We start from the raw sequence: 22,129 nt of genomic DNA, 5'->3' as shown, positions 1-22,129 counted from the left end.
TCCGCCGGGGCCGGCCCCCCACGTCAGCGCCCCGCACCATGGGCCCGCTTCATCGCCCCGCACCATGGAACCCTCGCTCCCGAACCCCCGTCTCGTTCCACGAAGGCCCGACGAAAGACAGAGGCACGGACATGGAACGGCGTACCCTCCTCGCCGCCGGCGCGGCCACCCTCACGGCCGCGGCGGCCACGGCATGCAAGGCCGACGGATCCGGAGGCAGGGCCGACGGCACCCCGGCGACGTCCCGCCCCGCGTTCAGGACGGCGGGCGCCACCGCTCCCGCCGACTGGTCCGCCCTCGCCCGCTCTCTGGACGGTCCGCTTGTCCGCCCCGGCGACGCCGCCTGGCCCGCCGCCCGCCAGCTCTACAACACCCGCTTCGACTCCCTCAAGCCGGCGGCGGTGGCGTACGTGGCGAACACGGACGACATCCGTACCGCCCTCTCCTACGCCCGGGCCCACACCCTGCACGTCGCGATCCGCAACGGCGGCCACTCCTACGCCGGCTGGTCCTCCGGCAACGGCCGCCTGATCATCGACGTCTCGAAGCTCAACCGGGTACGGGCGAGCGGCAACACGGCCGTGGTCGGCGCCGGCGCCAAGCTGATCGACGTCTACCGCGCGCTCGCCGCCAAGGGCGTGACCATCCCCGCGGGCTCCTGTCCGACCGTCGGCGTCTCCGGCCTCACCCTCGGCGGCGGCCACGGAGTCGTCTCCCGCGCCTACGGCCTCACCTGCGACAGCCTCACCCAGGCCACCCTGATCACCGCGGACGGCAAGCAGCTCACCGCGAACGCCACCGACCACAAGGACCTGTTCTGGGCCCTGCGCGGCGCGGGCAACGGCAACTTCGGCGTGGTGACGGAACTGCACTTCAAGACCCACCGGGCCCCGCAGGCGGTGACGGCGAACCTGTCCTGGCCGTGGTCGAAGGCCGCGGCGGTCGTCCGGGCGTGGCAGGAGTGGGGACCGGGCCAGCCGGACGAGATCTGGTCGTCGCTGCACCTGGCCGGCACGTCCGGCGGCCGCGCCACCGTCTCGGTCTCCGTGTTCTCCCTCGGCACGTACGGCGAACTCCAGAACGCGGTCGACCGCCTGGCGGACAGGGTGGGCGCCTCCGCGGGCAGCGTCTCCCTGCGCCGCCGGGGCTACGAGGAGGCGATGGAGATCTACGCCGGCTGCTCGTCGTTCACCGCGGACGCCCAGTGCCACCTGCCCGGCTCGACGCCCGGCCGCTCCCCGCAGGGCGCACTGGGTCGCGAGACCTACACGGCGAAGTCCGACTTCTTCGACAAGTCCCTGTCCCCTGCCGCGATCCAGACCCTCCTCAAGCAGCTGAAGTCGGTCCGCGGCGGCTCGGGCAGCATCGCGTTCACGGCGCTCGGCGGCGCCGTCAACCGCGTCTCCCCCACGGCGACGGCGTTCGTCCACCGCCGCTCCCGGATGCTGGCGCAGTACATCGCGTCCTGGCGGGCCGGCACGAGCGGAAGCGCCGCCCAGTCCTGGCTGACCACGGCCCACACGGCGATGAGGCCGTACGCCTCGGGCGCGGCCTACCAGAACTACACGGACCCGACCCTGAAGGACTGGCGCAAGGCGTACTACGGCGACGCGGCGACCCGGCTGGCGAAGCTGAAGAAGCAGTACGACCCGAACCGCTTCTTCACGTACCCCCAGGCCCTCTAGCGTCCGGAGCGTCCGGCGCCCCTACGCGGCGAGATCCCGCTCCTCGGCTCCGGCGGCCTCACGCCGGGCCCCCGGGATCATCGCGTCCCGCCCGTCGTACGACCGTCCGCGCGCCCGGATCAGCAGGCCGGCCCGCGGCGACCGCTCGATCGCCTTGGCCACCGGCGTCAGCAGAGCCATGGCCACCGGCGAGAGCAGCAGCGCGACAGCCGTGCCGAGCGCGAACCCGCCCACCACGTCCGTCGGGTAGTGCACGCCCATGTAGATCCGGCAGAACCCTTCGAGCAGCGCGAGCCCGAGCCCGAAGAGCCCGAACCTGCGGTTGGCGACGAAGAGCCCGACCGCCATCGCCATGGTGATGGTGGCGTGGTCGCTCACGAAGGAGTAGTCGGTCTTGCCGGAGACGAGGACGTCCAGCCCGTCATGGGTGAGGAAGGGCCGTGGCCGCTCCACGAAGCCTCGTATCGGCACGTTCACCAGCACGGCGACCCCGGCGGCCAGCGGCGCCCACGCGAGCGCGGCCACCGACGAGGCGGCGTCCTCCTCGCCCCGCCGCCGCACGGACCACCAGCACCACAGCACGAGCAGCACCATGGCGAGCAGCAGTCCGTACTCGCCGACGTACTCCATGACCCGGTCGAACCAGGCCGGGGCGTCCTTGGCGAGGCCGTTGATGTCGTACAGCAGATCGACGTCAGGGTTCGACCCGGATTCTGCGAGTCCAGCCATGGCGCACGGGCCCCTTCGTCGTCTCTCCCGGCGCGCCCACCTTGCGCGCGCCACTGTTACCCACCCCCGTGGTGTGTAGACCCGCTCACGTCGACTGTGACGTCACCGTCCGCTCGGCTACGTCATCAGGAACGCACGGCTCCCGTTGATACGTTCCACACTCCACCGAATGATCACTCAGACGTTACCGAAGAGAGACTCATCGCCGCAGCTCAGGGGGTGGGTTCACGCTCGGTTTACACCGTCGTGGGGAGCGCTTTCGCGCCATCTTCGGTAACCCGGGTGGCTCCGAAGTAGTCGGGGGTGTCGATCGGGTCGAACCGGATCACAGCACCTGTTCTCGGTGCGTCGATCATGTACCCGCCACCGACATAAATACCCACATGCCGGATGGCCCGCGAGTTGGTGAGGTCGTCCGAGAAGAACACCAGGTCACCCGGCAGCAGTTCGTCCCTGTCCGGGTGCGGCCCCGCGTTGTACTGATCGTTGGCGACCCGCGGCAGCGTGATCCCGACGGTCTCGTACGCGGCCTGGGTCAACCCCGAGCAGTCGAACCGTCCGCCCTGCTCAGCGGTACCGGTCCCACCCCACAGATAGGGCGTCCCCAGCTTCTTCTGCGCGTAGTAGATGGCCCCGGCGGCCTGCTTCGACGGCTCGACCCGGGTGACGGGAGCGGCGAAGCTGTCCTCCAGGGAGCGGATCCTCTTGACGTAGTTCTGCGTCTCGCTGATGGCCGGAACCCCACCTGCCTTTATGACGCGGTAGGCACCCGCGTTGTAGGCGGCCAGCATGTTGTTCGTGGTGTCGCCGGGTACGTCCTTGACGTACTTCGCGAGCTCGCAGTCGTAGGACGCGGCCGATGGAATCGCGTCATTCGGGTCCCAGATGTCACGGTCGCCGTCGCCGTCGCCGTCGATTCCGTGCGTGGCCCAGGTACTGGGGATGAACTGGGCGATGCCGCGCGCGTCGGCGTGGCTGGTCACGTCCGGATTCCAGCCGCTCTCCTGGTACAGCTGGGCGGCGAGCAGTGCCGGGTTGATGGCGGAGCAGAGGTTGCCCCACTTCTGGACGAGGGTCTGATAGGCAGCGGGCACCGACCCCTTGGCCAACGCCTTGGTCCCCCCGCTCACCCCGTTGACGAGGTTCCCGGCCACGACATACACACCGACCACGAGCAGCATCACGAAGCTCAGGCCGAGCCCTACAGAGACACCACCGATCACCCAGACTTTGCGCACGGCTCAACCCTCCCCCATATCGCCGCTGTTCAAGGTTATTTCAGGTGAGAGTGGCGTCATTTCACCGTGAAGCCGTCACACATGATGCTGGTGTAGTCGTCGGGCGTGCGGATGTGGTGGAACTCCACGGTCCAGTCACCGGGGTCGTTGGTGAGCGGGATGGAGGGCTGCGGCTTGCCCTTGATCCAGGAGTGGAAGTCGTCCGGGTAGGTGACGTACTTCCAGCTCGTCGGATCGCTGCCGCTGTGGATGTCGACGGGCTTGCTCAGGTAACCGATGTTCGCGTTGTCGCTCAGGATCCCCTCGATGGGCTTTCCGGTGTCCGGGTCGATGTCGTGCGGGGGCTTCACGCTGACGGTCACGTAGTACGGCTCCTTGGCCCCGGTCGTGCCGCCGGCACGGAATCCGACCTGAACCTTGTTGCCGAAGGAGTGGGTCTGCGAGGTCTCACTGGGGGCATCGGGATCGCTGATGGACCCCATGAAACCCTCGACCGCCCGCTCCTCAGGGGGCAACTGGCATTCACCGGTGGCCGAGCTCCACAGCACACGGTCGATCTTGTCCCCTGCGTACGCGGGCGCGCCCTCCGCCGACGCCGCCGGTGACTTGACCGCCTTCGAGGCGGACGGAGACGCAGCTGCACCGCCCCCCGCCTTCGAGCCCTCGTCCTTCTTGTCGTCCGGCGTCAACAACATGAACGCCGTCCCCGCCCCCACGGCGACCACCACGGCCCCCACCGCGAGCCACAGCACGCCTCGGCGGCGGCCGGCCTGCGTCGGCCGGCTCAGCTCCGTGGGCGTATAGCCGTACGCCGCCCCGGCCGTCGGCAAGTCGTGCGGGCTCACCGGTGCGTACGCGGGAGGCATCGCCGGCCCGGCGACCGACGCGACGGTCGGCGTCTGCGGCACCGCCCCCGCCCGCCCAGCCGCCGGCGTCTGCGGCACCGCCTCCGCCAACTGGGCGAGCCCGGCGTAGAACGGATCCTCCACGAGCGCCGCCCGCACCCCGCACCGGGCGATCACCTCACCGAGCCCCGGCCGCGCCGACGGGTCCTTCGCCACGCACGCCTCGATGAGCGCCGCCAGCCCCGGCTCCACGCCGAGGACGTCGACGGGCTCGTGGACGGCCCGATAACTCACCCCCGCCGCCTCGCCCATGCCGAAGGGCGGCCGGCCTGTCGCCGCGTACGCGAGCGTCGCCCCCAGCGCGAAGACGTCCGCCGCCGGTCCGACCTCGTTGCGCAGCAGCACCTCGGGCGCGGTGTATCCGGGTGTGCCGGGCGCGAACCCGGCCTCTGTGAGCGCGGTCTGGCCCGCGCCCCGCGCGATCCCGAAGTCGATGAGCTGCGGCCCCTGCGCGGCGAGGATCACGTTCTGCGGCTTGAGGTCCCGGTGTGTGACACCGTGCGCGTGCACCGCGGCCAGCCCCTCGGCCAACGCGGCGAACACCCCACGGCACGCCTGGGGCGGCAACGCCCCCCGCTCCCCCACCGCCTGACTCAACGTCGGCCCCGACACGAACTCCGTCGCCAGCCAGTACGGCGCCGCTTCCAACGAGGCGTCGATCAGGTTCGCGGTGTACGCACTCCGCACCGCCCGAACCGTCTCCACCTCCCGCCGGAACCGCGCCAGCGCCTCCGGATGGTCGGTGATCTCGTCCCGGATCACCTTGATCGCGACCAGCCGCCCACCGGGCGACCGAGCGAGGTAGACCTGCCCCATCCCACCCGCCCCGAGCCGTGCGAGCAGCGTGTACGCGCCTATGTGCGCCGGGTCCCGATCCTTCAGTGCATCCACCGAACCGACCCTGCCACAGAGATCAGTTCGCCGCAGGGCCCTTTGTCGCGGACCGGTACAGCGAGGCCGCCTCCGCCCCCAGAACCACGCTGTAGGAGACATCCGCGGTGGCCCCGCCCGCCTCGTGCCCGCCCAGCACTCCCACCACCTCCCCGCCCCCGTTCACCCAAGGACTGCCGCTGGTCCCCCCGCTGAACCCGGGACACGCGATGCGCTGCTGCGTACGGCTGTGCGACGTCGGCCTGTTGGTGCAGCGCACCGGCACCTCACGGGAGTCGGGATATCCGGTGACGGTCACGGCGGTCACCCCGGTCCCTCTTCCGGCGGCGAACCGGTTACCGCCCCCGACGGCGTCCTCGAGCTCCTTCCCACCCCGCTCGGCGACGGCGGCGAAGGCGACATCACTGTCCTCGTCCTCCCCCTCGGCCCATCCGCCGGGCAGATACCGCCGCCGCACCCGCCACGCCCCGAACGGCGCGTGCCCGTCCCGGTACCCGGGCACGAACACCAGACTCCCCGAGTTCCCGTCAAGACAGTGCGCCGCGGTGACGACGAGGTTCCGGCCCGGGCTGTCCACGACGGACGCGGTGCAGAAATGCCGGCCTGCGGCGAACAGGGCCCCCACACGGGCGGTCTGCGGGGTCGCCACGGCGACGGCGGTCACCCCCAACGGACCGGCTCCGTCGTCGGCGGCAGCCTCGGAGGCGGAGGTGACGGCGAGCAGCAGGGTGACGGCGTAGAGGACAGGACGTGGCGTGCGCTTCATCGCGGCACAGCGTTCCGCACGAAGGTGAGAGCCCGGTCAGCCCTGCCTGCACTCCGCCCACAACGACTTCCCACCCTGCGACGCCCCCGACTCCCGCAGCACGGAGGCGCCCCACGAGTCCGCGCAGGCCCGCACCAGGTACAGCCCTCGGCCCCCCTCCGCGGAGTCGGGCGGTACGGCGTCCAGGTCGTCGCCGCCGCGGGCGAACCCGGCCGGAACGCGCGGATCGCCGTCCCACACGGCGACGCGGAGCCGCCCGGGTTCCATCGCACGCAGGCGGAGGGCGTAGGGGCCACGGGTGTGGAGGTGGGCGTTGGTGAGCAGTTCGGAGGCGAGGAGTTCGACGGTCGGGGCGAGGGCGGTGAGGTCGTGGGCGGCGAGGACGGTACGGAGGGTGGAGCGGGCGATACCCGGTGCGCGCGGATCGTGCGGGAGGTGAAGGGTGTAGGCCCAGGACGGGGATACGGTGGCCACGGAAGTCTCCGATCACGGACGGAAGTTGGGTACATGCGTGCGGTTGCCCAGTGGCATGCCGGTCCGTCGAACGGTGCGCTTCTGGGCCTGATGGCGCCGCAATCAAAGTAGCGGCAGGGAATATATTCTTCATCCCAGTTGGACTGAGAATTGCTGCAACCACTCCTGCGGGTGACAGGCAGTACGGAGGAGCGACGGGCATGCCCGTGAGGACCAACCCGACGGCACGACAACTCCGTTTCGGTGCCGAGCTGCGCAAGCTCCGTGAGCACGCAGGCCTGACGTCGACGGAAGCGTCCCGCCTCCTCGGCATCAAGCAGGCCCAGGTCAGCAACATGGAGACCGGCCGCCTCGCGGTGAGCGCCGACCGGGTGCGCACCATGGCCTGCCAGTACGAGTGCCCCGACAAGGAACTGGTCGAGGCCATCGCCGGGATGACCGGCGAACGCAAGCGGGGCTGGTGGGAGGAGTACCGGGAGATCCTGCCGTCAGGACTGCTGGACCTGGCCGAGCTGGAGTCGCACGGCACCGCCCTGCGCACCGCCCACACCTCGGGCATCCCGGGCCTGTTGCAGACGCCGGACCACGCCCGCGCGGTGTTCCACCAGGTCGTGCCGGAGCTCTCGCCCGACGAGATCGACCACCGCGCGTCCTTCCGCATCAAGCGCCAGGCGGCGCTCTTCCACGAAGCGCCGGTCCCCTATCGGGCGATCATCCACGAGGCAGCCCTGCGCATGCGGTTCGGCGGGCGGGACGTCACCCGGCAGCAGCTCGAACACCTGCTGAAGATGAGCGACCACTCCCACATGACGATCCACGTCATCCCGTTCGACGCCGGCGGCTACCCGGGTGCGGGCCAGCCCATCTACTACGTCCACGGGACCGTGCCTCAACTCGACACCGTCCAGCTCGACCAGTCCCACGGCATCGCCCTGCTGAACGCCGAGGCACAACTCGACAAGTACCGCCGGGTCCTCGACCGCCTGATGACCCTCAGCCTGACCGAACCCGAGTCACGAGCCCTCATCCACACCATCGTCCGGACCCTCTGAGAGGCAGACATGTCCCACGCCACCTGGCAGAAGTCCTCCTACTGCGGCGAAGGCGAGTCCTGCGTCCACGTCGCCGCATCCGAGGGAACGATTCACCTCACCGAAAGCACAGACCCTCGCGGGGCGATACTCGATGCCCACCCCGCCACCTTCGACGCCCTCCTCGCCGCGCTGAAGAAGGAAACCCCCCGTTGAGCGACATCCCGACCGACCTCACCTGGACCCGCGCTGCCCCGCCGGAGGCAACCGGCCCCGGCCCCTGGATCGAGATCGCCTTCGGCGAGGGTGACGACGGCGACGCCCCCGTCTACCTCCGCGAGACCAGCGCCCCGGACAACGTGGTCACCACGAACCGCCGCAAGTGGGACGCCTTCGTACTCGGCGTACAGGCAGGCGAGTTCGACCACTTCGTGAACGGATCGGACGGTGAGCGACCCGATGCATAGAAGCCGCGTCTACGCGATCCTGCTCGACACCCCGAAGCAGGAGGCCGCCCAGGCGGCGGAGTTCTGGTCGGCCGCGCTCGGGGCCGACGCCCGGCCGGACCCGTCGGAGGACCAGTTCACGATGCTGCACGGGGCGATCCCCGGAATCGTCACCGCGATCCAGGCCGTCGACGACGCCCCCCGCTACCACGTGGACATCGAGACCGACGACGTGGAGGCGGAGACCGCCCGCCTGCTCGGCCTGGGCGCGACACAGATCGCGCAGTGGCTGGAGTGCCACGTACTACGCGCCCCCGGCGGCCACTTGGTGTGCGTGATCCCCGTACACAGCGACCCGGAGTACTTCGACGCGCAGGCACGGACCTGGCCGTGACCGGCACCGGACGCCCGCGAAAGGCTGTGCACAGGCTGTGGATCCACTGTGCGCCGAGTCAAGGCGCACCCATCCCCCCTCCATCGCCCAGCCATTGATCAGCAATCCCCCAACCCCTTTCGGTATGGCGGAAGTCAGGATTCCGCAGCTCGTCTTGTTGTCACGTACTGAACAAGAGCACAGTCGTCGGCGGGCCGCCGCCCGCTGCCGGGGACCGCGTACCGGTGGCATCACCACCCGCACTGCCCCTGTCCACCACTCTCAGGAGGCTGTACGTTGCGTACGCAACCCCCCAACACCCCCACCAAGCGCCGCAGATGGACCCGTATGGGTTCCGCCGCAGCGGCCACCGCCGCGCTCGTGTTCGCCGGACTCGGCACCGCGGCCCAAGCGAGCGCCACCCCCGAGGTGACCACCGCGGTCGCCGCCAAGACCACCTCCTCCAAGGTCACCTGGTCGGCCACCCCCTGCGCCACGCCCAAGAAGAAGGGCGAACTGGCCTGTAACTCCCTGCGTGTGACCGGTGGCCTCACCGCCTTCCAGAAGCGGGAAGCCAAGGAGGACGGCGTCACCCCGAAGGCCGCCGACGCCTCGACCCCCTCCGGTTACGGCCCGTCCGACCTCCAGTCCGCCTACGGCCTGAGCTCCGCCGCCTCCTCAAAGGGTTCCGGCGAGACCATCGCGATCGTCGACGCGTACGACGACCCGAACGCCGAGGCCGACCTCGCGAAGTACCGCTCGTACTACGGCCTCTCCACCTGCACCACGGCCAACGGCTGCTTCAAGAAGGTCAGCCAGACCGGCTCCACGACCTCCCTCCCCTCCGCCGACAGCGGCTGGGCCGAGGAGATCTCCCTCGACCTTGACATGGCCAGCGCCACCTGCCCGAACTGCAACATCACGCTCGTCGAGGCCTCCTCCGCCAGCATGGCCAACCTCGGCACGGCCGTGAACGAGGCCGTCAAGCTCGGCGCCAAGTTCGTCTCCAACAGCTACGGCGGCTCGGAGTCCTCGACGGACACGTCGTACGACTCCTCGTACTTCAACCACCCCGGCGTCGCCATCACCGTCAGCGCCGGCGACTCCGCCTACGGCGCCGAATACCCGGCCGCCTCCAAGTACGTCACCTCCGTCGGCGGCACCAAACTCTCCACCTCCTCCACCACCCGCGGCTGGACCGAGAGCGTGTGGAAGACCAGCACCACCGAGGGCACCGGCTCGGGCTGCTCCAAGTACGACGCGAAGCCGAGCTGGCAGACCGACACCGGCTGCACCAAGCGGATGATCTCGGACGTCTCGGCCGTCGCCGACCCCGCGACGGGCGTCTCGGTCTACGACTCCTACGGCGTCACCGCGGGCTGGTACACCTTCGGCGGCACCAGCGCCTCCTCGCCCATCATCGCGGGCGTCTACGCCCTCGCCGGCACCCCGGGCAGCACCGACTACCCCGCCCAGTACCCGTACGGCGCGGCCGGCACCTCCGCGCTCAACGACGTGACCTCCGGCAACAACGGCTCCTGCTCCACGAGCTACTTCTGCACCGCCACGTCCGGGTACGACGGCCCCACCGGCTTGGGCACCCCGGAGGGCACCGCCGCCTTCACCGGCTGACCGCCAGTCAACAGAACTCGCCTCAGTGGGCCGTGGGGGCCCACGGGCGGCATGGGGACGAAAGGGCCACGGCATCCAGCCGCGGCCCTTTCGCCATGAGACCATCGTCCCGACCACTCACCCGACTGGCCGTCACCCACCGTGCCAGAGGGTGAAAGGGGTCAACGACGGAACCACACGACAGGTTCCGCTCAGGCCTCGTTGCCCGGCGTGACCTGCCGTGATACACAGAGTGACGATACGATTCCTGACAGGGTATTCGTACGAAACCCGCCAACTGATGACGCCAAGTCGACATACGGCAGCGACATTGTCGGCGAGAATGAGGACTGACCTCTGCGCCGATGCAGGGGGACGCGTAACTACCCACCAGGGGCGGTGACTTTACATGCTCTTTGCGGCCGACGAGGGAGACATCAACACCATCATCGGGGGGATCGCTCCGGACTGGGGCCCCTTCGGCAGCCTGGGCAACGAGGCGAAGGTGATGATCGAGGTCGTGATGGCGGTGGCCATCCTGCTCTGCCTCGGCATCGCCATCTGGGGTGCGGCCAAGCAGCGCATCGGTGCGACCGCCCTCCGGGACACCTTCAGCGCGGAACAGGGCAAGGGACTCATCATCGCGGGCCTGACCGGGGTCTTCATCATCGGCTCACTCGGCACGCTGTTCACCATCGTGTACGGCATGGCCGTCTAGGTACGGCGTCCGGTCGACGCACCTCCAGTCCGGCCGGGCGCGCCCGGTGCCCCCTCTACCCCACCCGTCCGTCGTGCCCACCGGCTGAGGTTGCGTTTCCCTGATGTCGAGTCACCACACCGCGCCCGCGCGGGAACCAGCACGGCTACCGTCGTACTCGTACGCGTTTCCGCACGACGTCGAGGGGGCGTTCGCGGCATGAGTCTCGGTGACGAACAGGAGACCTCCGGCGGGTACGGCGGCACGGGCCAGACCCGCACCCGCCTGCCCGACCGCGACGGCGACGCGTACGGCGGCCCACGACGCGGCCGCTCGTCCTCACGCAGCCTGGTCACGGTCGTCGGCGTCATCGTCCTCCTGATCGCCGCGATCGCCTTCGCGAACCGCGGAAGCGACGATTCCGCCGCCCCCTCCGACAACACGGGCTCCCAGCCGGACGCAGCGAGCACGGCGGCGAGCGGGGACCGCCCGGTCCAGTCGGGCTTCGCCCAGGACGAGAAGGGTGCGCAGAGCGCGGCGGCGAACTACGCGGTGACGCTGGGGTCGACTGGCATGTTCAGCAAGGACTCCCGGCACTCCATCGTCAACGGCATCTACACACCCGCCGCAGCGGCGAAGCTGCAGAGCGCCATGGACCAGGCGTATTCGGCGGACTTCCTCAGCAAGATGGGCCTCGACGCGAACGGCAACGCCCCCGAGGGCAGCACCTTCGTCTCCCGTACCGTTCCCGTGGGCACCAAGGTCGAGCAGTTCAGCGACACCAGTGCCAAGGTGGCGGTCTGGTACATGGGCCTCATCGGCATGTCCGGCGAGAACTCCACCGACCCCGTCAGCTCGACGTGGAAGACGTGGACCTTCGACCTGCAGTGGGCCGATGGCGACTGGAAGATCACCGCGGACACACAGTCGAACGGCCCGGCCCCGGTGCCGGGGGACGACAGAGCCGCCAGTTCCGACGCAATCAGCAAGGCCGTCGAGGAGTACGGAGGGTTCACTTATGCCCGGTAGCCCCAGCCGCGTACTCAAGCTCACCGGCCTCGTCGCCGCCGTACAGACAGCCGTCGTCCTGCTGGCCACCCGCGCTGTCGCGGCACCGACTCCTACGCCCACACCCACGCCTACGCCGTCGGCGAGCAACAACCCCTGCGACCTCTTGATCGGCCCCGCCAAGGAGTACTGCGAGGACGGCAGCGGTTCCACCGGCACCGGACGCTCCGGCTCCCTCGACCCCACCAGCACCCTCGACCCCCTCTCCTCCCTCGCCAAGGGCTGTGCCGACGCCGCCGCGTGGACCGTCGACAAGCTCAGTGAGGCCGTGCAGGACACCGCGAACGTCGACTTCACGAACCCGAAGTTCCTGCAGCAGTACGCCGTGGTGTTCGCCGCCTCGACGATCCTGACCCTCCTGCTGTGGCTGCTGGCCGTCGCCAAGCGGGCCGTGCGCGGCGTCCCCGTCACCACCGCCATCTCGGAGGCGATCGGGTTCCTCTGGCTGACCGTGCTCGCGTCCGCCTTCACGCCCCTGATCCTCTACACGGTCGTCTCGGCGACGGACGGCGTCTCAGAGGTCCTGGCGAAGACCACCGGCGACCAGACGGACACCTTCTTCGGCACCTTCTCCGGCGCCCTCGAGAAGGGCGAGGACATCGGCGGCGGCCCGATCATGCTGATCGTCGTGTCCCTGGTCAGCATCCTCGCCGCCGGAGTCCTGTGGCTGGAGCTGGTCATCCGGGCGGCCCTGCTCTACGTCGGCGCCCTGCTCGGCACCGTCGTGTACGCCGGCCTCGTCGACAAGAACCTGTGGGGCCACGTCCGCCGCTGGGCGGGCATCATGATCGCCGTCATCCTGGTGAAGCCCGTCATCGTGATCGTGCTGGGCCTGGCGGGCGCCCTGTCCGCCGACGACGGCCCCGACGCCTTCTCCGCCGTGGTCTCCGGCCTCGCCATCATCCTGCTCGCGATCTTCGCCAGCGCGATGATCTACCGCTTCGTCCCCGGCTTCGGCGACGAGATCGCGAACTCCCGCAGCAACCGCATCATGCAGGGAGCCGAGGGCAAGGCCGCGGCCGTCATCAGCTCCCCCGCGACCCTGGTCGCCCAGGGAATCAAGACCCACTCCACCCGCGCCGACAACAACGGCGGCCAGGGCGGATCCAGCGGTGCCCGCCCGAGCAACCCCGCATCCGGCGGAGTCGCCGCGCACAGCGCCCGCACCCCGAACGGAGGCGGCGGATCTGTCCCCTCCGCCGCACCCGCGCCCCGTACGGGCAACAGCCCCATGAACAGCCCGCACGCAGGCAACACCCGCAACAGCAGTACCAACCGCACGGGAGGTGAAGGGCGTTGACGACCGAGTCCCACGTGTCCCATCCGGTCACGCCCCGCCGTACATATCTGATCGGCCGCGCCCGGCCGAACGCGATCGTCGGCAGGAATCGAGAGACCGGCGAGATCGCGCTCATCATCGTGGGCGCGTTCCTCGGCATGATGTGCGGGCTCCTCGTCCCCGTCCTGACCCTGCGCATCGTGCTGCTGATGGGTTTCCCCATGCTCGCGCTGGCCGCGGTCTACGTGCCGTACAAGCGCCGTACCTTCTACAAGTGGTTCGAGATCAACCGCAGCTACAAGCGCACCCTCAAGCAGGGCACCACCTACCGCTCCGGCGTCGTCGAGGCCGGCACCCACATCGACGGGCGTGAGGTGGAGATCGGCCCGCCGCCCGGGATCGGCCGCATCACCTGGCTCGCCGCCCCGTTCGGCCCGGACGAGATCGCCGTACTGCTGCACGCGGACCGCCGTACGGTCACCGCCGCGATCGAGATCGAGGGACCCGGCGTCGGCCTGCGCGACTCCGAGGACCAGGAAGCCCTCGTCGACCGCTTCGGCACCCTGCTCAAGCACGTGGCCAACGGCGACGGCTTCGTCACCCGGCTGCAGATGCTCGCCCGCACCCTGCCCGCCGACCCCGACGCCCACGCCAAGGACGTCGCCGTACGCGGGGACGACAAGGCGCTCCCCTGGCTGCAGTCGTCGTACGACCAGCTGCAGTCGATGGTGTCGACCAGCAGCGAGCAGCACCGCGCCTACATGGTCGCCTGCATGCACTACACCCGCGAGCTCGCCGCCGAGGCCCACGCCATGGCCCGGGCCGCGCGCCCGCACAACGGCCGCAAACTGGACCGGGACGCGGGCCTCGCCGTCGTCATGGCCCGCGAGCTGACGGACATCTGCTCGCGCCTCCAGGAGGCCGACATCCGCGTACGGCAGCCGCTGGGCCAGGGCCGCCTGTCCTCGCTCATCCACTCCATGTACGACCCGGACCACCCCATCGACCACATCCAGGCGATGACCCAGCGCAACGCCTGGCCGGCCGAGCTGGACGCCATGGAGCCGAACTTCCTCCAGGCCAAGACCCGCGAGTCCTCCACCCGCGCCCCCTGGTGCCATGCCACGGCCTGGGTGAAGGAGTGGCCGATGACCCCCGTCGGCGTCAACTTCCTCGCGCCGCTCCTGGTCCACACCCCGGACGTCATCCGAACGGTCGCGGTGACGATGGATCTCGAGCCCACCGAGGTAGCCATCGAACGCATGTTGACCGAGAAGACCAACGACGAGGCCGAGGCCTCCCGCGCCGCCAAGATGAACCGCACCGTCGACCCCCGCGACATCGCCGCCCACAACCGTCTCGACCAGCGCGGCGAGGACCTCGCGAGCGGCGCGGCCGGCGTCAACCTGGTCGGCTACATCACCGTCTCCTCCCGCTCACCCGAGGCCCTGGCCCGCGACAAGCGGACCATCAGGGCGTCGGCCGGAAAGTCGTACCTGAAACTGGAGTGGTGCGACCGTGAACACCATCGCGCCTTCGTGAACACGCTCCCGTTCGCCACCGGCATTCGAAGGTAGGGGCCGCCGCATGCGGGATCCGATGTCCATCCTCACCGACGCCTTCACCTCCTTCCTCTTCGGGAAGGTCGAGACGACCCGCCTGCCGGTACGCACCTCCACAGGTCAGGCCCAGGCGGTCTACCTCCCGACCGCCGCCCCCGGCCTCGGCGACTCGGGCGTCATCATCGGCCGCGAGGTCTACTCCGGGAAGGGCTACATCTACGACCCCTTCCAGCTGTACGGCCAGCAGCTCCCCGCCCCGCACTGGCTGGTCCTCGGCGAGTCCGGCAACGGCAAGTCGGCGCTGGAGAAGACGTACGTCCTGCGCCAGCTCCGCTTCAAGGACCGCCAGGTCGTCGTCCTCGACGCCCAGGGCGAGGACGGCGCCGGTGAGTGGAACCTCATCGCGCAGGAGCTGGGAATAACTCCCATCCGGCTGGACCCGATGGCGGCACTCGACCAGGGCATCCGGCTCAACCCGCTCGACCCGGCGATCACCACGACCGGACAGCTCGCCCTGCTGCGGACCATCATCGAGGTCGCGATGGGTCACGGCCTCGACGAGCGCTCCGGCTTCGCCCTCAAGGTGGCGCACGCGTACGTCAACGAGACGATCGTCGAACGCCAGCCCGTCCTGACCGACATCGTCGAGCAGCTACGGCACCCCGAACCGGAGTCCGCCGAGGCGATGAACGTCGACATAGACGACGTACGGGCGTGGGGCCTGGACGTGGCACTGGTCCTGGACCGGCTGGTCGACGGTGACCTCAGGGGCATGTTCGACGGCCCGACGACGGTCGGCATCGACCTCGACGCGCCGCTGATCGTGTTCGACCTGTCCCACATCGACCGCAACTCCATCGCCATGCCCATCCTCATGGCGATCGTCGGCGTGTGGCTGGAGCACACCTGGATCCGCCCCGACCGGAAGAAGCGCATCTTCCTGGTCGAGGAGGCCTGGCACATCATCAACAGCCCGTTCGTGGCCCAGCTCTTCCAGCGGCTGCTGAAGTTCGGCCGCCGACTGGGTCTGTCGTTCGTGGCGGTGGTCCACCACCTGTCCGACGTGGTGGACGGGGCGGCGGCCAAGGAGGCCGCGGCCATCCTGAAGATGGCCTCGACACGGACCATCTACGCCCAGAAGGCGGACGAGGCCAGGTCGACGGGCCGGGTGCTCGGCCTGCCCCGCTGGGCGGTGGAGATCATCCCGTCCCTCACACCCGGCATCGCCGTCTGGGACGTCAACGGCAACGTCCAGGTCGTCAAACACCTGATCACCGAGACCGAACGTCCCCTGGTCTTCACCGACCGCGCGATGACCGAGTCCTCCGTCGACCGCGACCTGAACGACGACGCCCTGCGCGCCGCCGAACTGGAGGCGGAGGAACGGGCGGCGGCGTTCGTGGAACAGCACCTCGGCGACTCCGAGTCGACGGTGGCGTAGGCAGAGCCGGGGAGAAGAATGAGACCGGGTGACCAGCGGGACCGTCGGCAGGACGGCCAGGGAGGCATCCCCGACGGCCTGCTGGTCGGCATACTCGCCTTCCTCCTCGGCATGACCCTGCTGGTCTGGTCCGCCACCGGCCTGGCAGCCCTGTTCGCCCACGGCTCCTGGCCCGACGGCGTCACCTTCACCCGCGCCCCCCTCGCCATCCGCCACCTCGTCGCCCAGCCCCACGACATCCCCGGCGCCTGGCCGGACGCCCCCGCGTCCGACCTCTCGGGCTACGGCCTCTTCTGGGGCCTGCTCATCGGCCAGGTCATGATCCTGATCGTCCTGACGGTGTTCGTGATGGGCACGGTGGCACGGTGGCGGGCGGTCAGGGCGAGGCGGCGGGTGGAGCGGGTGGAGCAGTGGAAGCAGGCGGTGGCGCCGGAGCCGGTGCCGGTGCCGACACCCGAGGTCCACGAGGTGCCGGTACCGCGCACGGAGCCGCGGCCTGAGCCGACGGCGGTCCTCCAGGAGACGGCACCGGCGCAATCCGCCCCGGTGGGCGGGTGGGAAGCCAACCGCCCCGAAGGCGCGGTGCTGTACGGCCCGCCGGAAACCCGCCGCTCCACCGCCACCCAGGCCGTACGCGACGCGGAGGGCCCCGCCCTCGTCATCACCTCGAACCCCGCCCTCTGGCAGGACACCAAGGACGCCCGAGCCAAACTGGGCCCGGTCCACGTCTACGACCCCACCCACCTCTGCGACACCCCGGCCCGCCTCCACTGGTCCCCCACCACCGGCTGCGAGGACAAGCAGACGGCGGCCACCAGAGCCACCGCCCTCCTGGCCCCGGTCCGCCCCACCGCCCGCCTCGACCAAGCGGTCAGCGACACCGCCGAAACGCTCCTGCGGAGCTATCTGCACGCCGCCGCCATCGACGGCCGCACCATCCGTCACGTCCACCGCTGGTGCCAGGGCACCCAGATCCAGGACGCCGTACGAACGCTTCGTACGAACCCCAAGGCGGCACCCGGCTCAGCCGGCGAACTCGAGGCCGCGCTCACCGCGCACCCCGAACGCAAGGACATCGCGCAGGAGTTGACCTCCCGCGCACTCGCCGCACTCTTCACCCTCAACGTCCGCGAGGCATGCACTCCCAACCGAACTGATGCGCTCGCCTTGGATTCCTTCGTGGACGAAGGGGGCACGCTTTATGTGGTCGGTGAATCCATCGAGGACCCCCGGACCGATCCGGGTGCGATGCCCCTCCTCACCGCCCTCGCCTCAAGCGTGGTCGAGCGCGGCCGGCGCATGGCCGAACGGTCATCCTCCGGTCGCCTCGACCCACCAATGACGCTCGTCCTGGACGACGTCGCCGCCGTGGCTCCGCTTCCCCAGCTCCCGGAGCTGCTGGCCGCCGGACCGGACCGGGGCCTGCCCACCCTGGCCCTGCTCCGCTCCCGCGAACAGGCCCGCACCCGCTGGCCGGACATCGAACTGCCGGTGTAGTCAGCCCGGGTCCCCGCAAGCCCGGCTCCCCTCAGCCCAAGCCCCCTCAGTCCCCCACGCGCTCCAGGACGAACTCCAGCTCCCGCTCCCCCTCGTCCCCCAACGCCACCGTCACCCCGCTCGGCGAGAACCCCACCTTCCGGTAGAACCGCTGCGCCCGCCCGTTCTCCTCGTGCACGATGAGCCGCACCCGCTCGGCGCCCTGCTCCCACGACCACTCCACAGCGGCGTCGAACAGCACGTCGGTCAGCCCGCTCCCCCGCTCCTCGGGCCGCACGAACACCCCGACGACGTGCGCCTGCTTCCGCTCCACCGGAAACCCGGCCCAGTCCGTCGTCCCGGGCTCCTCCATCAGCACGGTCAGCGTGGCGACCCACCCTCCGTCCGGCGCCTCGGCGATGATCTGCTGCTTCCCGGACGCCCCCTCCGCGCCCCCGGCCGTCCGCTCCTGCCAGAAGGAGTCCGGCCTGGCGGCGGCCTCCTCGAAGGTCTCCAGAAAGGCGAGATGCGCGACGGGATCCCGCAACGCGGCCAGCCGCAACTCCTTCGCCGCAGGCCACTCGTCGGCACGCACGGACCGGATCACATAACTGCTCATGCCCGCCACCGTAGTACCCGGGTACTACGCCTCCCACCTCGGACACTGCCCACGGTCCGACGCCCGGCGCCCGCTCCCGGACGAGCATCGAAGCATGATTACGGCACAGGACCTCACCAAGCGCTACGGCGGCAAAACCGTCGTGCACGACCTGTCCTTCACCGTCCGTCCCGGCACCGTCACCGGCTTCCTCGGCCCGAACGGCGCCGGCAAGTCCACGACCATGCGCATGATCCTCGGCCTGGACACCCCCACCCGCGGCCACGCCACCGTCGGCGGACGCGCCTACGCCGCCCACCCCGCGCCCCTCCACGAGGTCGGCGCCCTCCTGGAGGCCCGCTCGGTCCACCCCGGCCGCACCGCCCACCATCACCTGCGCGCCCTCGCCCTCACCCACGGCATCCCCAGGTCCCGCGTCGACCACGTCCTGGACGTCACCGGCCTCACCGACGTGGCCCACCGCCGCGTCAAGGGCTTCTCCCTCGGCATGGGCCAACGCCTGGGCATGGCGGCCGCGTTGCTCGGCGACCCGGCCACCGTCGTCCTCGACGAACCGGTCAACGGGCTCGACCCCGAGGGCGTGCTCTGGATCCGCAACCTCCTCAAGTCCCTGGCCGCGGAGGGCCGTACGGTCCTCGTCTCCTCCCACCTGATGAGCGAGATGGCCCTCACCGCCGACCACCTGGTCATCATCGGCCGCGGCCGCCTCCTCGCCGACACCACGGTCGCCCACTTCGTACGGCAGTCGGGAGCGGGCACCGTCAAGGTCGTCACCCCGGAGGCGGAGACCCTCATGCGCCTGCTCTCCGCACCCGGCGTCGACATCGCCGGCCCCACCCCCGGCACCCTCGAAGTCCACGGCACGGACGCCGAACACATCGGCCGCACGGCGGCCGCCCACGGCATCCCCGTCTTCGAACTCACCCCCGACAACGCCTCCTTGGAGGAGGCCTTCATGGACCTCACCCGCGACGCCGTCGAGTTCACCGCGGCCCCGGAAGGAGCCGTGGCATGACCACCGCCACCACGACCGTCCCGTACCGCGTGACACCCACGGGGGTCCTGCGCTCGGAATGGCACAAGCTCCGCACCCTGCGCTCGACCTGGATCACCCTCGTCGCGACGAGCGCCCTCACCCTCGCCATGGGCGCAGGGATCAGCGCGGCCTACGACGGCAGCGGCGAAGGCGAACTGGACACCGTCGTCCTCGTCCTCCTGGGAACCCAGTTCGCCCAGGTCAACCTGGGTGTCCTGGGCATCCTCTCGACGGCCGGCGAGTACTCGACGGGCCAGATCCGCGCCACGATGACAGCGGTACCGCGCCGTCTGCCGGTGCTCTGGTCCAAGGCCGCCGTCCTCGCCGCGATCACCTTCCCCCTCACCCTGTGGACGAACCTCCTCACCTTCCCCCTCGCCCAGTCCTTCCTCACCGGCACCGACCACGCCGCCTCCCTCGGAGACCCGGGCATTCTGCGCGCCCTCATCGGCAACGCCGCCGGCCTCGCGCTCCTCGCCGTACTCGCCCTCGCTATCGGTGCCCTCGTGCGTTCGGTCCCGATCGCCACGGGCGCGTTCATCGGCCTCGTCATGATCGTCCCGGAGGTGCTGGCGATGCTTCCCTACGACTTCGTCGACGACGCGGTCCGCCTCTTCCCCGGCCGCGCCCTGGAAACCCTCACCACGGCCCAGCAGTTGCCGGGATCCACCTCCCCGGGCACGGCACTCCTGGCCATGCTCCTGTGGACGGTGGCCACCCTCGCCGCAGCCGCGCTGGTCCTGAAACGACGGGACGTCTGACACACGGAGAAGAGAACACCCACCATGGACACCGTGACGCAACCAGAAGCGCGGCCCACACCCGAGGCCCGGACGCCGGAGCCCCTCACCGAGTACGTCCACCGCCTCACCCGACGCGTACGCGCCTTCGACCGGCGTCACCCCCTCGTCTGGGACCTGCACCTCACCGGCTTCTGGGTGACGGCCGCCCTGATCGACTACTTCGGCGGCGGCTGGCTCAACGTGGCCCGCGACACGGGCAGCCCCCGCCGACTGGTCCTGGCCCTCAGCCTCGCCTTCTCGCTCCCCCTCCTGTGGCGACGCACCCACCCCCGGGCGGTCCTCCTGGCCATCGCCCCGGTCTCCCTGGTCAACGCCTGGACCGGCATCGCCCTCCAGGCCGCCATGCTCCAGCTGCTCGTCGTCTTCCACCTCGCGCTGCGCCGCCCCGCGCGCGATCTGTGGTGGGCGACGGCCCTGATCACCGCGCCCATGGCCGTGCTGGCCGCCCGCCACCCGCAGGGCAGCCCGGACCAGGACATCGTCCCGGTGCTGATGTCCGTCGTGCTGGCCGCGGCCATCGGCATCACGGTCCGCACCCGCCGCAACTACACCGAGGCACTGGAGGACCGCGCCCGCCGTCTGGAGGTCGAACGCGACCAGCAGGCCCGGCTCGCCGCCGCCGCGGAGCGCGCCCGTATCGCCCGCGAGATGCACGACATCATCGGCCACAACCTGTCCGTCATCACCGGCCTCGCCGACGGCGGCCGCTACGCCGCGGCCAGATCCCCCGAACGCGCCGCCCAGGCCCTGACGGCCATCTCCACCACCAGCCGCCAGGCCCTCACGGAACTCCGCCGTCTGCTGGACGTCCTGCGTGAGGAGGAGAGGGACGCCACCCCGGAACTGGCCCCCCAGCCCACCCTCACCGACCTCGACCACCTGGTCGAGGGCGTCCGCGCCGCCGGCCTCCCCGTCCACACCACCCTGCGGGGCACCGGCGCCATCACCCCGGGCCGCCAGCTCACCGTCTACCGCGTCATCCAGGAATCGCTCACCAACACCCTCAAACACGCGGGCCCGGGCGCCACCTCACGCATCGACCTCTCCTACGGCGACACCGGCGCCGTGACCGTCACCGTGACCGACACCGGCCGCGGCGGCTCCGAGCCCCACGACACCGCAGGCCGCGGCCTGCCCGGAATGCGCGAGCGAACAGCCCTGTACGGCGGCACACTTGAGGCCGGCCCACGCCCGCACCCGGAACAGGGCTGGCGTGTCCACCTTCACCTCCCGGAGGAATCCCCGCAGTGACCACCGTCCTCATCGCCGACGACCAGCCCCTCCAGCGCTTCGGCTTCCGCATGCTGCTGGAGAGCCAGGACGACATGGCGGTTCTCGGCGAGGCGACGAACGGCACCGAGGCGACCCGCCTGACCGCAGAGCTCCATCCCGACGTCGTCCTGATGGACGTCCGCATGCCCGGCCTGGACGGCATCGAGGCCACCCGCCGCATCGTCGCCACCGGCGCCCGCACCCGCGTCCTCATCCTGACCACCTTCGACCTCGACGAGTACGCCTACGCCGGTCTGCGCGCCGGCGCTTCCGGCTTCCTGGTCAAAGACGCCCAGCCGGAGGAGCTCCTCTCCGGCATCCGCGCGGTGGCGACCGGCGACGCGGTGGTGGCCCCCAGCCTGACCCGACGCCTCCTGGACACCTACGCCCAGCACCTGCCGACAGGCACCCCGGACGACACCCCGGCCCGTGCGGCGGACGATCCCCGCCTGGTCTCCCTCACGGACCGCGAACGCGAGATCCTCACCGTCATCGGCCAGGGCTGGACGAACACCGAGATAGCCACGCGTCTCCACCTGGCCGAGTCCACGGTGAAAACCCACGTGGGCCGGATCCTGTCGAAGACGGGCTGCCGGGACCGCGTGCAGGCGGTGATCCTGGCGTACGACACAAAGCTCGTGGAGCCGTCCTGAAGCCGGCAGGGCAAACTTTTCCCGAAACGCAGAAAACCCCCGTGCCGAATGGCACGGGGGTTTTCTCAAAGATT

Annotated in this window: 22 protein-coding genes; 16 read left to right on the top strand and 6 right to left on the bottom strand. The window is 70.3% G+C overall.

Annotation, left to right across the window (positions count from 1 at the left end; genetic code table 11):
- Positions 1 to 131 precede the first annotated feature (131 nt).
- Entirely contained in the window at positions 132 to 1,685 is a 1,554-nt protein-coding gene (locus tag AQJ84_RS18295) for an FAD-binding oxidoreductase (RefSeq protein ID WP_030043663.1), read from the top strand.
- Between the two features lie 21 nt (positions 1,686 to 1,706).
- Here the strand turns inward: AQJ84_RS18295 and AQJ84_RS18290 are convergent, their stop codons facing one another.
- The 5 genes from AQJ84_RS18290 to AQJ84_RS18270 form a co-directional block, all read right to left on the bottom strand.
- Positions 1,707 to 2,414, bottom strand: coding sequence for a phosphatase PAP2 family protein (locus AQJ84_RS18290; protein ID WP_030043664.1), 708 nt, complete (start codon positions 2,412 to 2,414; stop codon positions 1,707 to 1,709).
- 236 nt (positions 2,415 to 2,650) lie between these two features.
- Positions 2,651 to 3,595 (bottom strand): C40 family peptidase, encoded by a 945-nt coding sequence (locus AQJ84_RS18285; protein WP_107082761.1) that lies wholly within the window; start codon positions 3,593 to 3,595, stop codon positions 2,651 to 2,653.
- 113 nt (positions 3,596 to 3,708) lie between these two features.
- Positions 3,709 to 5,448 (bottom strand): serine/threonine-protein kinase, encoded by a 1,740-nt coding sequence (locus tag AQJ84_RS18280; RefSeq protein ID WP_053192102.1) that lies wholly within the window; start codon positions 5,446 to 5,448, stop codon positions 3,709 to 3,711.
- A gap of 22 nt (positions 5,449 to 5,470) precedes the next feature.
- On the bottom strand, positions 5,471 to 6,214 hold the full coding sequence (locus AQJ84_RS18275; RefSeq protein ID WP_030043666.1) for a trypsin-like peptidase domain-containing protein: 744 nt from the start codon (positions 6,212 to 6,214) through the stop codon (positions 5,471 to 5,473).
- Between the two features lie 36 nt (positions 6,215 to 6,250).
- Positions 6,251 to 6,688, bottom strand: a complete 438-nt coding sequence (locus tag AQJ84_RS18270; RefSeq protein ID WP_030043667.1) for an ATP-binding protein — start codon at positions 6,686 to 6,688, stop codon at positions 6,251 to 6,253.
- A gap of 200 nt (positions 6,689 to 6,888) precedes the next feature.
- On the opposite strand from AQJ84_RS18270, the gene AQJ84_RS18265 reads away from it, so the two are divergent.
- The 11 genes from AQJ84_RS18265 (at position 6,889) to AQJ84_RS18215 (ending at position 17,693) form a co-directional block, all read left to right on the top strand.
- Complete coding sequence (locus tag AQJ84_RS18265; RefSeq protein WP_030043668.1) at positions 6,889 to 7,740, top strand: helix-turn-helix domain-containing protein; 852 nt, start codon at positions 6,889 to 6,891, stop codon at positions 7,738 to 7,740.
- A 9-nt stretch (positions 7,741 to 7,749) separates the two neighbouring features.
- Positions 7,750 to 7,935, top strand: coding sequence for a DUF397 domain-containing protein (locus tag AQJ84_RS18260; protein ID WP_030043669.1), 186 nt, complete (start codon positions 7,750 to 7,752; stop codon positions 7,933 to 7,935).
- A complete protein-coding gene (locus AQJ84_RS18255; RefSeq protein ID WP_030043670.1) occupies positions 7,932 to 8,186 on the top strand; it encodes a hypothetical protein in 255 nt (84 codons plus the stop codon). The genes AQJ84_RS18260 and AQJ84_RS18255 overlap by 4 nt, the downstream gene beginning before the upstream one ends.
- Positions 8,179 to 8,559, top strand: coding sequence for a VOC family protein (locus AQJ84_RS18250; RefSeq protein ID WP_030043671.1), 381 nt, complete (start codon positions 8,179 to 8,181; stop codon positions 8,557 to 8,559). Before AQJ84_RS18255 ends, AQJ84_RS18250 begins: the two co-directional genes overlap by 8 nt.
- Before the next feature lie 276 nt (positions 8,560 to 8,835).
- Positions 8,836 to 10,170, top strand: coding sequence for a S53 family peptidase (locus tag AQJ84_RS18245; protein ID WP_030043672.1), 1,335 nt, complete (start codon positions 8,836 to 8,838; stop codon positions 10,168 to 10,170).
- Between the two features lie 388 nt (positions 10,171 to 10,558).
- Positions 10,559 to 10,867, top strand: a complete 309-nt coding sequence (locus AQJ84_RS18240) for a hypothetical protein (protein ID WP_019526682.1) — start codon at positions 10,559 to 10,561, stop codon at positions 10,865 to 10,867.
- A gap of 198 nt (positions 10,868 to 11,065) precedes the next feature.
- On the top strand, positions 11,066 to 11,875 hold the full coding sequence (locus AQJ84_RS18235) for a hypothetical protein (protein WP_053192104.1): 810 nt from the start codon (positions 11,066 to 11,068) through the stop codon (positions 11,873 to 11,875).
- Entirely contained in the window at positions 11,865 to 13,214 is a 1,350-nt protein-coding gene (locus tag AQJ84_RS18230; RefSeq protein ID WP_030043674.1) for a hypothetical protein, read from the top strand. The genes AQJ84_RS18235 and AQJ84_RS18230 overlap by 11 nt, the downstream gene beginning before the upstream one ends.
- Positions 13,211 to 14,770 (top strand): SCO6880 family protein, encoded by a 1,560-nt coding sequence (locus tag AQJ84_RS18225; protein ID WP_030043675.1) that lies wholly within the window; start codon positions 13,211 to 13,213, stop codon positions 14,768 to 14,770. The genes AQJ84_RS18230 and AQJ84_RS18225 overlap by 4 nt, the downstream gene beginning before the upstream one ends.
- A gap of 10 nt (positions 14,771 to 14,780) precedes the next feature.
- Positions 14,781 to 16,196 (top strand): ATP-binding protein, encoded by a 1,416-nt coding sequence (locus AQJ84_RS18220; RefSeq protein WP_030043676.1) that lies wholly within the window; start codon positions 14,781 to 14,783, stop codon positions 16,194 to 16,196.
- Positions 16,197 to 16,214: 18 nt separating this feature from the next.
- Positions 16,215 to 17,693: a type IV secretory system conjugative DNA transfer family protein gene (locus AQJ84_RS18215; protein WP_030043677.1), complete on the top strand. Its 1,479-nt coding sequence runs from the start codon at positions 16,215 to 16,217 to the stop codon at positions 17,691 to 17,693.
- Positions 17,694 to 17,739: 46 nt separating this feature from the next.
- Here the strand turns inward: AQJ84_RS18215 and AQJ84_RS18210 are convergent, their stop codons facing one another.
- The gene (locus AQJ84_RS18210) at positions 17,740 to 18,291 is read right to left on the bottom strand and encodes a GNAT family N-acetyltransferase (protein WP_030043678.1); all 552 of its coding nucleotides are present in this window, start codon (positions 18,289 to 18,291) and stop codon (positions 17,740 to 17,742) included.
- A gap of 94 nt (positions 18,292 to 18,385) precedes the next feature.
- Between AQJ84_RS18210 and AQJ84_RS18205 the strand changes: the two genes are divergently transcribed.
- The 4 genes from AQJ84_RS18205 to AQJ84_RS18190 are packed head-to-tail and all read left to right on the top strand — an operon-like array spanning position 18,386 to position 22,055.
- Entirely contained in the window at positions 18,386 to 19,306 is a 921-nt protein-coding gene (locus AQJ84_RS18205) for an ABC transporter ATP-binding protein (RefSeq protein ID WP_030043679.1), read from the top strand.
- A complete protein-coding gene (locus AQJ84_RS18200; RefSeq protein WP_030043680.1) occupies positions 19,303 to 20,088 on the top strand; it encodes an ABC transporter permease in 786 nt (261 codons plus the stop codon). The genes AQJ84_RS18205 and AQJ84_RS18200 overlap by 4 nt, the downstream gene beginning before the upstream one ends.
- A 24-nt stretch (positions 20,089 to 20,112) precedes the next feature.
- Positions 20,113 to 21,381 carry a sensor histidine kinase gene (locus AQJ84_RS18195; RefSeq protein ID WP_030043681.1) on the top strand — a complete coding sequence of 423 codons (1,269 nt, stop codon included), beginning with the start codon at positions 20,113 to 20,115 and terminating at the stop codon, positions 21,379 to 21,381.
- On the top strand, positions 21,378 to 22,055 hold the full coding sequence (locus AQJ84_RS18190; RefSeq protein WP_030043683.1) for a response regulator: 678 nt from the start codon (positions 21,378 to 21,380) through the stop codon (positions 22,053 to 22,055). The genes AQJ84_RS18195 and AQJ84_RS18190 overlap by 4 nt, the downstream gene beginning before the upstream one ends.
- The last annotated feature ends 74 nt before the right edge of the window (positions 22,056 to 22,129 follow it).

Origin of the sequence: Streptomyces resistomycificus, from assembly GCF_001514265.1 — a bacterium.
Lineage (GTDB): Bacteria > Actinomycetota > Actinomycetes > Streptomycetales > Streptomycetaceae > Streptomyces > Streptomyces resistomycificus.
Note: the sequence above shows the minus strand (reverse complement) of the source record. Positions and strands in the feature narration are given on the sequence as shown.

What these genes read in the sequence shown, in the direction of transcription:
- AQJ84_RS18285 (WP_107082761.1), bottom strand. Translation starts at nt 3,595, where the DNA reads ATGCTGCTCGTGGTCGGTGTGTATGTCGTGGCCGGGAACCTCGTCAAC.
- AQJ84_RS18235 (WP_053192104.1), top strand. Translation starts at nt 11,066, where the DNA reads ATGAGTCTCGGTGACGAACAGGAGACCTCCGGCGGGTACGGCGGCACG.
- AQJ84_RS18195 (WP_030043681.1), top strand. Translation starts at nt 20,113, where the DNA reads ATGGACACCGTGACGCAACCAGAAGCGCGGCCCACACCCGAGGCCCGG.
- AQJ84_RS18295 (WP_030043663.1), top strand. Translation starts at nt 132, where the DNA reads ATGGAACGGCGTACCCTCCTCGCCGCCGGCGCGGCCACCCTCACGGCC.
- AQJ84_RS18260 (WP_030043669.1), top strand. Translation starts at nt 7,750, where the DNA reads ATGTCCCACGCCACCTGGCAGAAGTCCTCCTACTGCGGCGAAGGCGAG.
- AQJ84_RS18205 (WP_030043679.1), top strand. Translation starts at nt 18,386, where the DNA reads ATGATTACGGCACAGGACCTCACCAAGCGCTACGGCGGCAAAACCGTC.
- AQJ84_RS18220 (WP_030043676.1), top strand. Translation starts at nt 14,781, where the DNA reads ATGCGGGATCCGATGTCCATCCTCACCGACGCCTTCACCTCCTTCCTC.
- AQJ84_RS18240 (WP_019526682.1), top strand. Translation starts at nt 10,559, where the DNA reads ATGCTCTTTGCGGCCGACGAGGGAGACATCAACACCATCATCGGGGGG.
- AQJ84_RS18230 (WP_030043674.1), top strand. Translation starts at nt 11,865, where the DNA reads ATGCCCGGTAGCCCCAGCCGCGTACTCAAGCTCACCGGCCTCGTCGCC.
- AQJ84_RS18200 (WP_030043680.1), top strand. Translation starts at nt 19,303, where the DNA reads ATGACCACCGCCACCACGACCGTCCCGTACCGCGTGACACCCACGGGG.
- AQJ84_RS18290 (WP_030043664.1), bottom strand. Translation starts at nt 2,414, where the DNA reads ATGGCTGGACTCGCAGAATCCGGGTCGAACCCTGACGTCGATCTGCTG.
- AQJ84_RS18265 (WP_030043668.1), top strand. Translation starts at nt 6,889, where the DNA reads ATGCCCGTGAGGACCAACCCGACGGCACGACAACTCCGTTTCGGTGCC.
- AQJ84_RS18275 (WP_030043666.1), bottom strand. Translation starts at nt 6,214, where the DNA reads ATGAAGCGCACGCCACGTCCTGTCCTCTACGCCGTCACCCTGCTGCTC.
- AQJ84_RS18210 (WP_030043678.1), bottom strand. Translation starts at nt 18,291, where the DNA reads ATGAGCAGTTATGTGATCCGGTCCGTGCGTGCCGACGAGTGGCCTGCG.
- AQJ84_RS18215 (WP_030043677.1), top strand. Translation starts at nt 16,215, where the DNA reads ATGAGACCGGGTGACCAGCGGGACCGTCGGCAGGACGGCCAGGGAGGC.
- AQJ84_RS18250 (WP_030043671.1), top strand. Translation starts at nt 8,179, where the DNA reads ATGCATAGAAGCCGCGTCTACGCGATCCTGCTCGACACCCCGAAGCAG.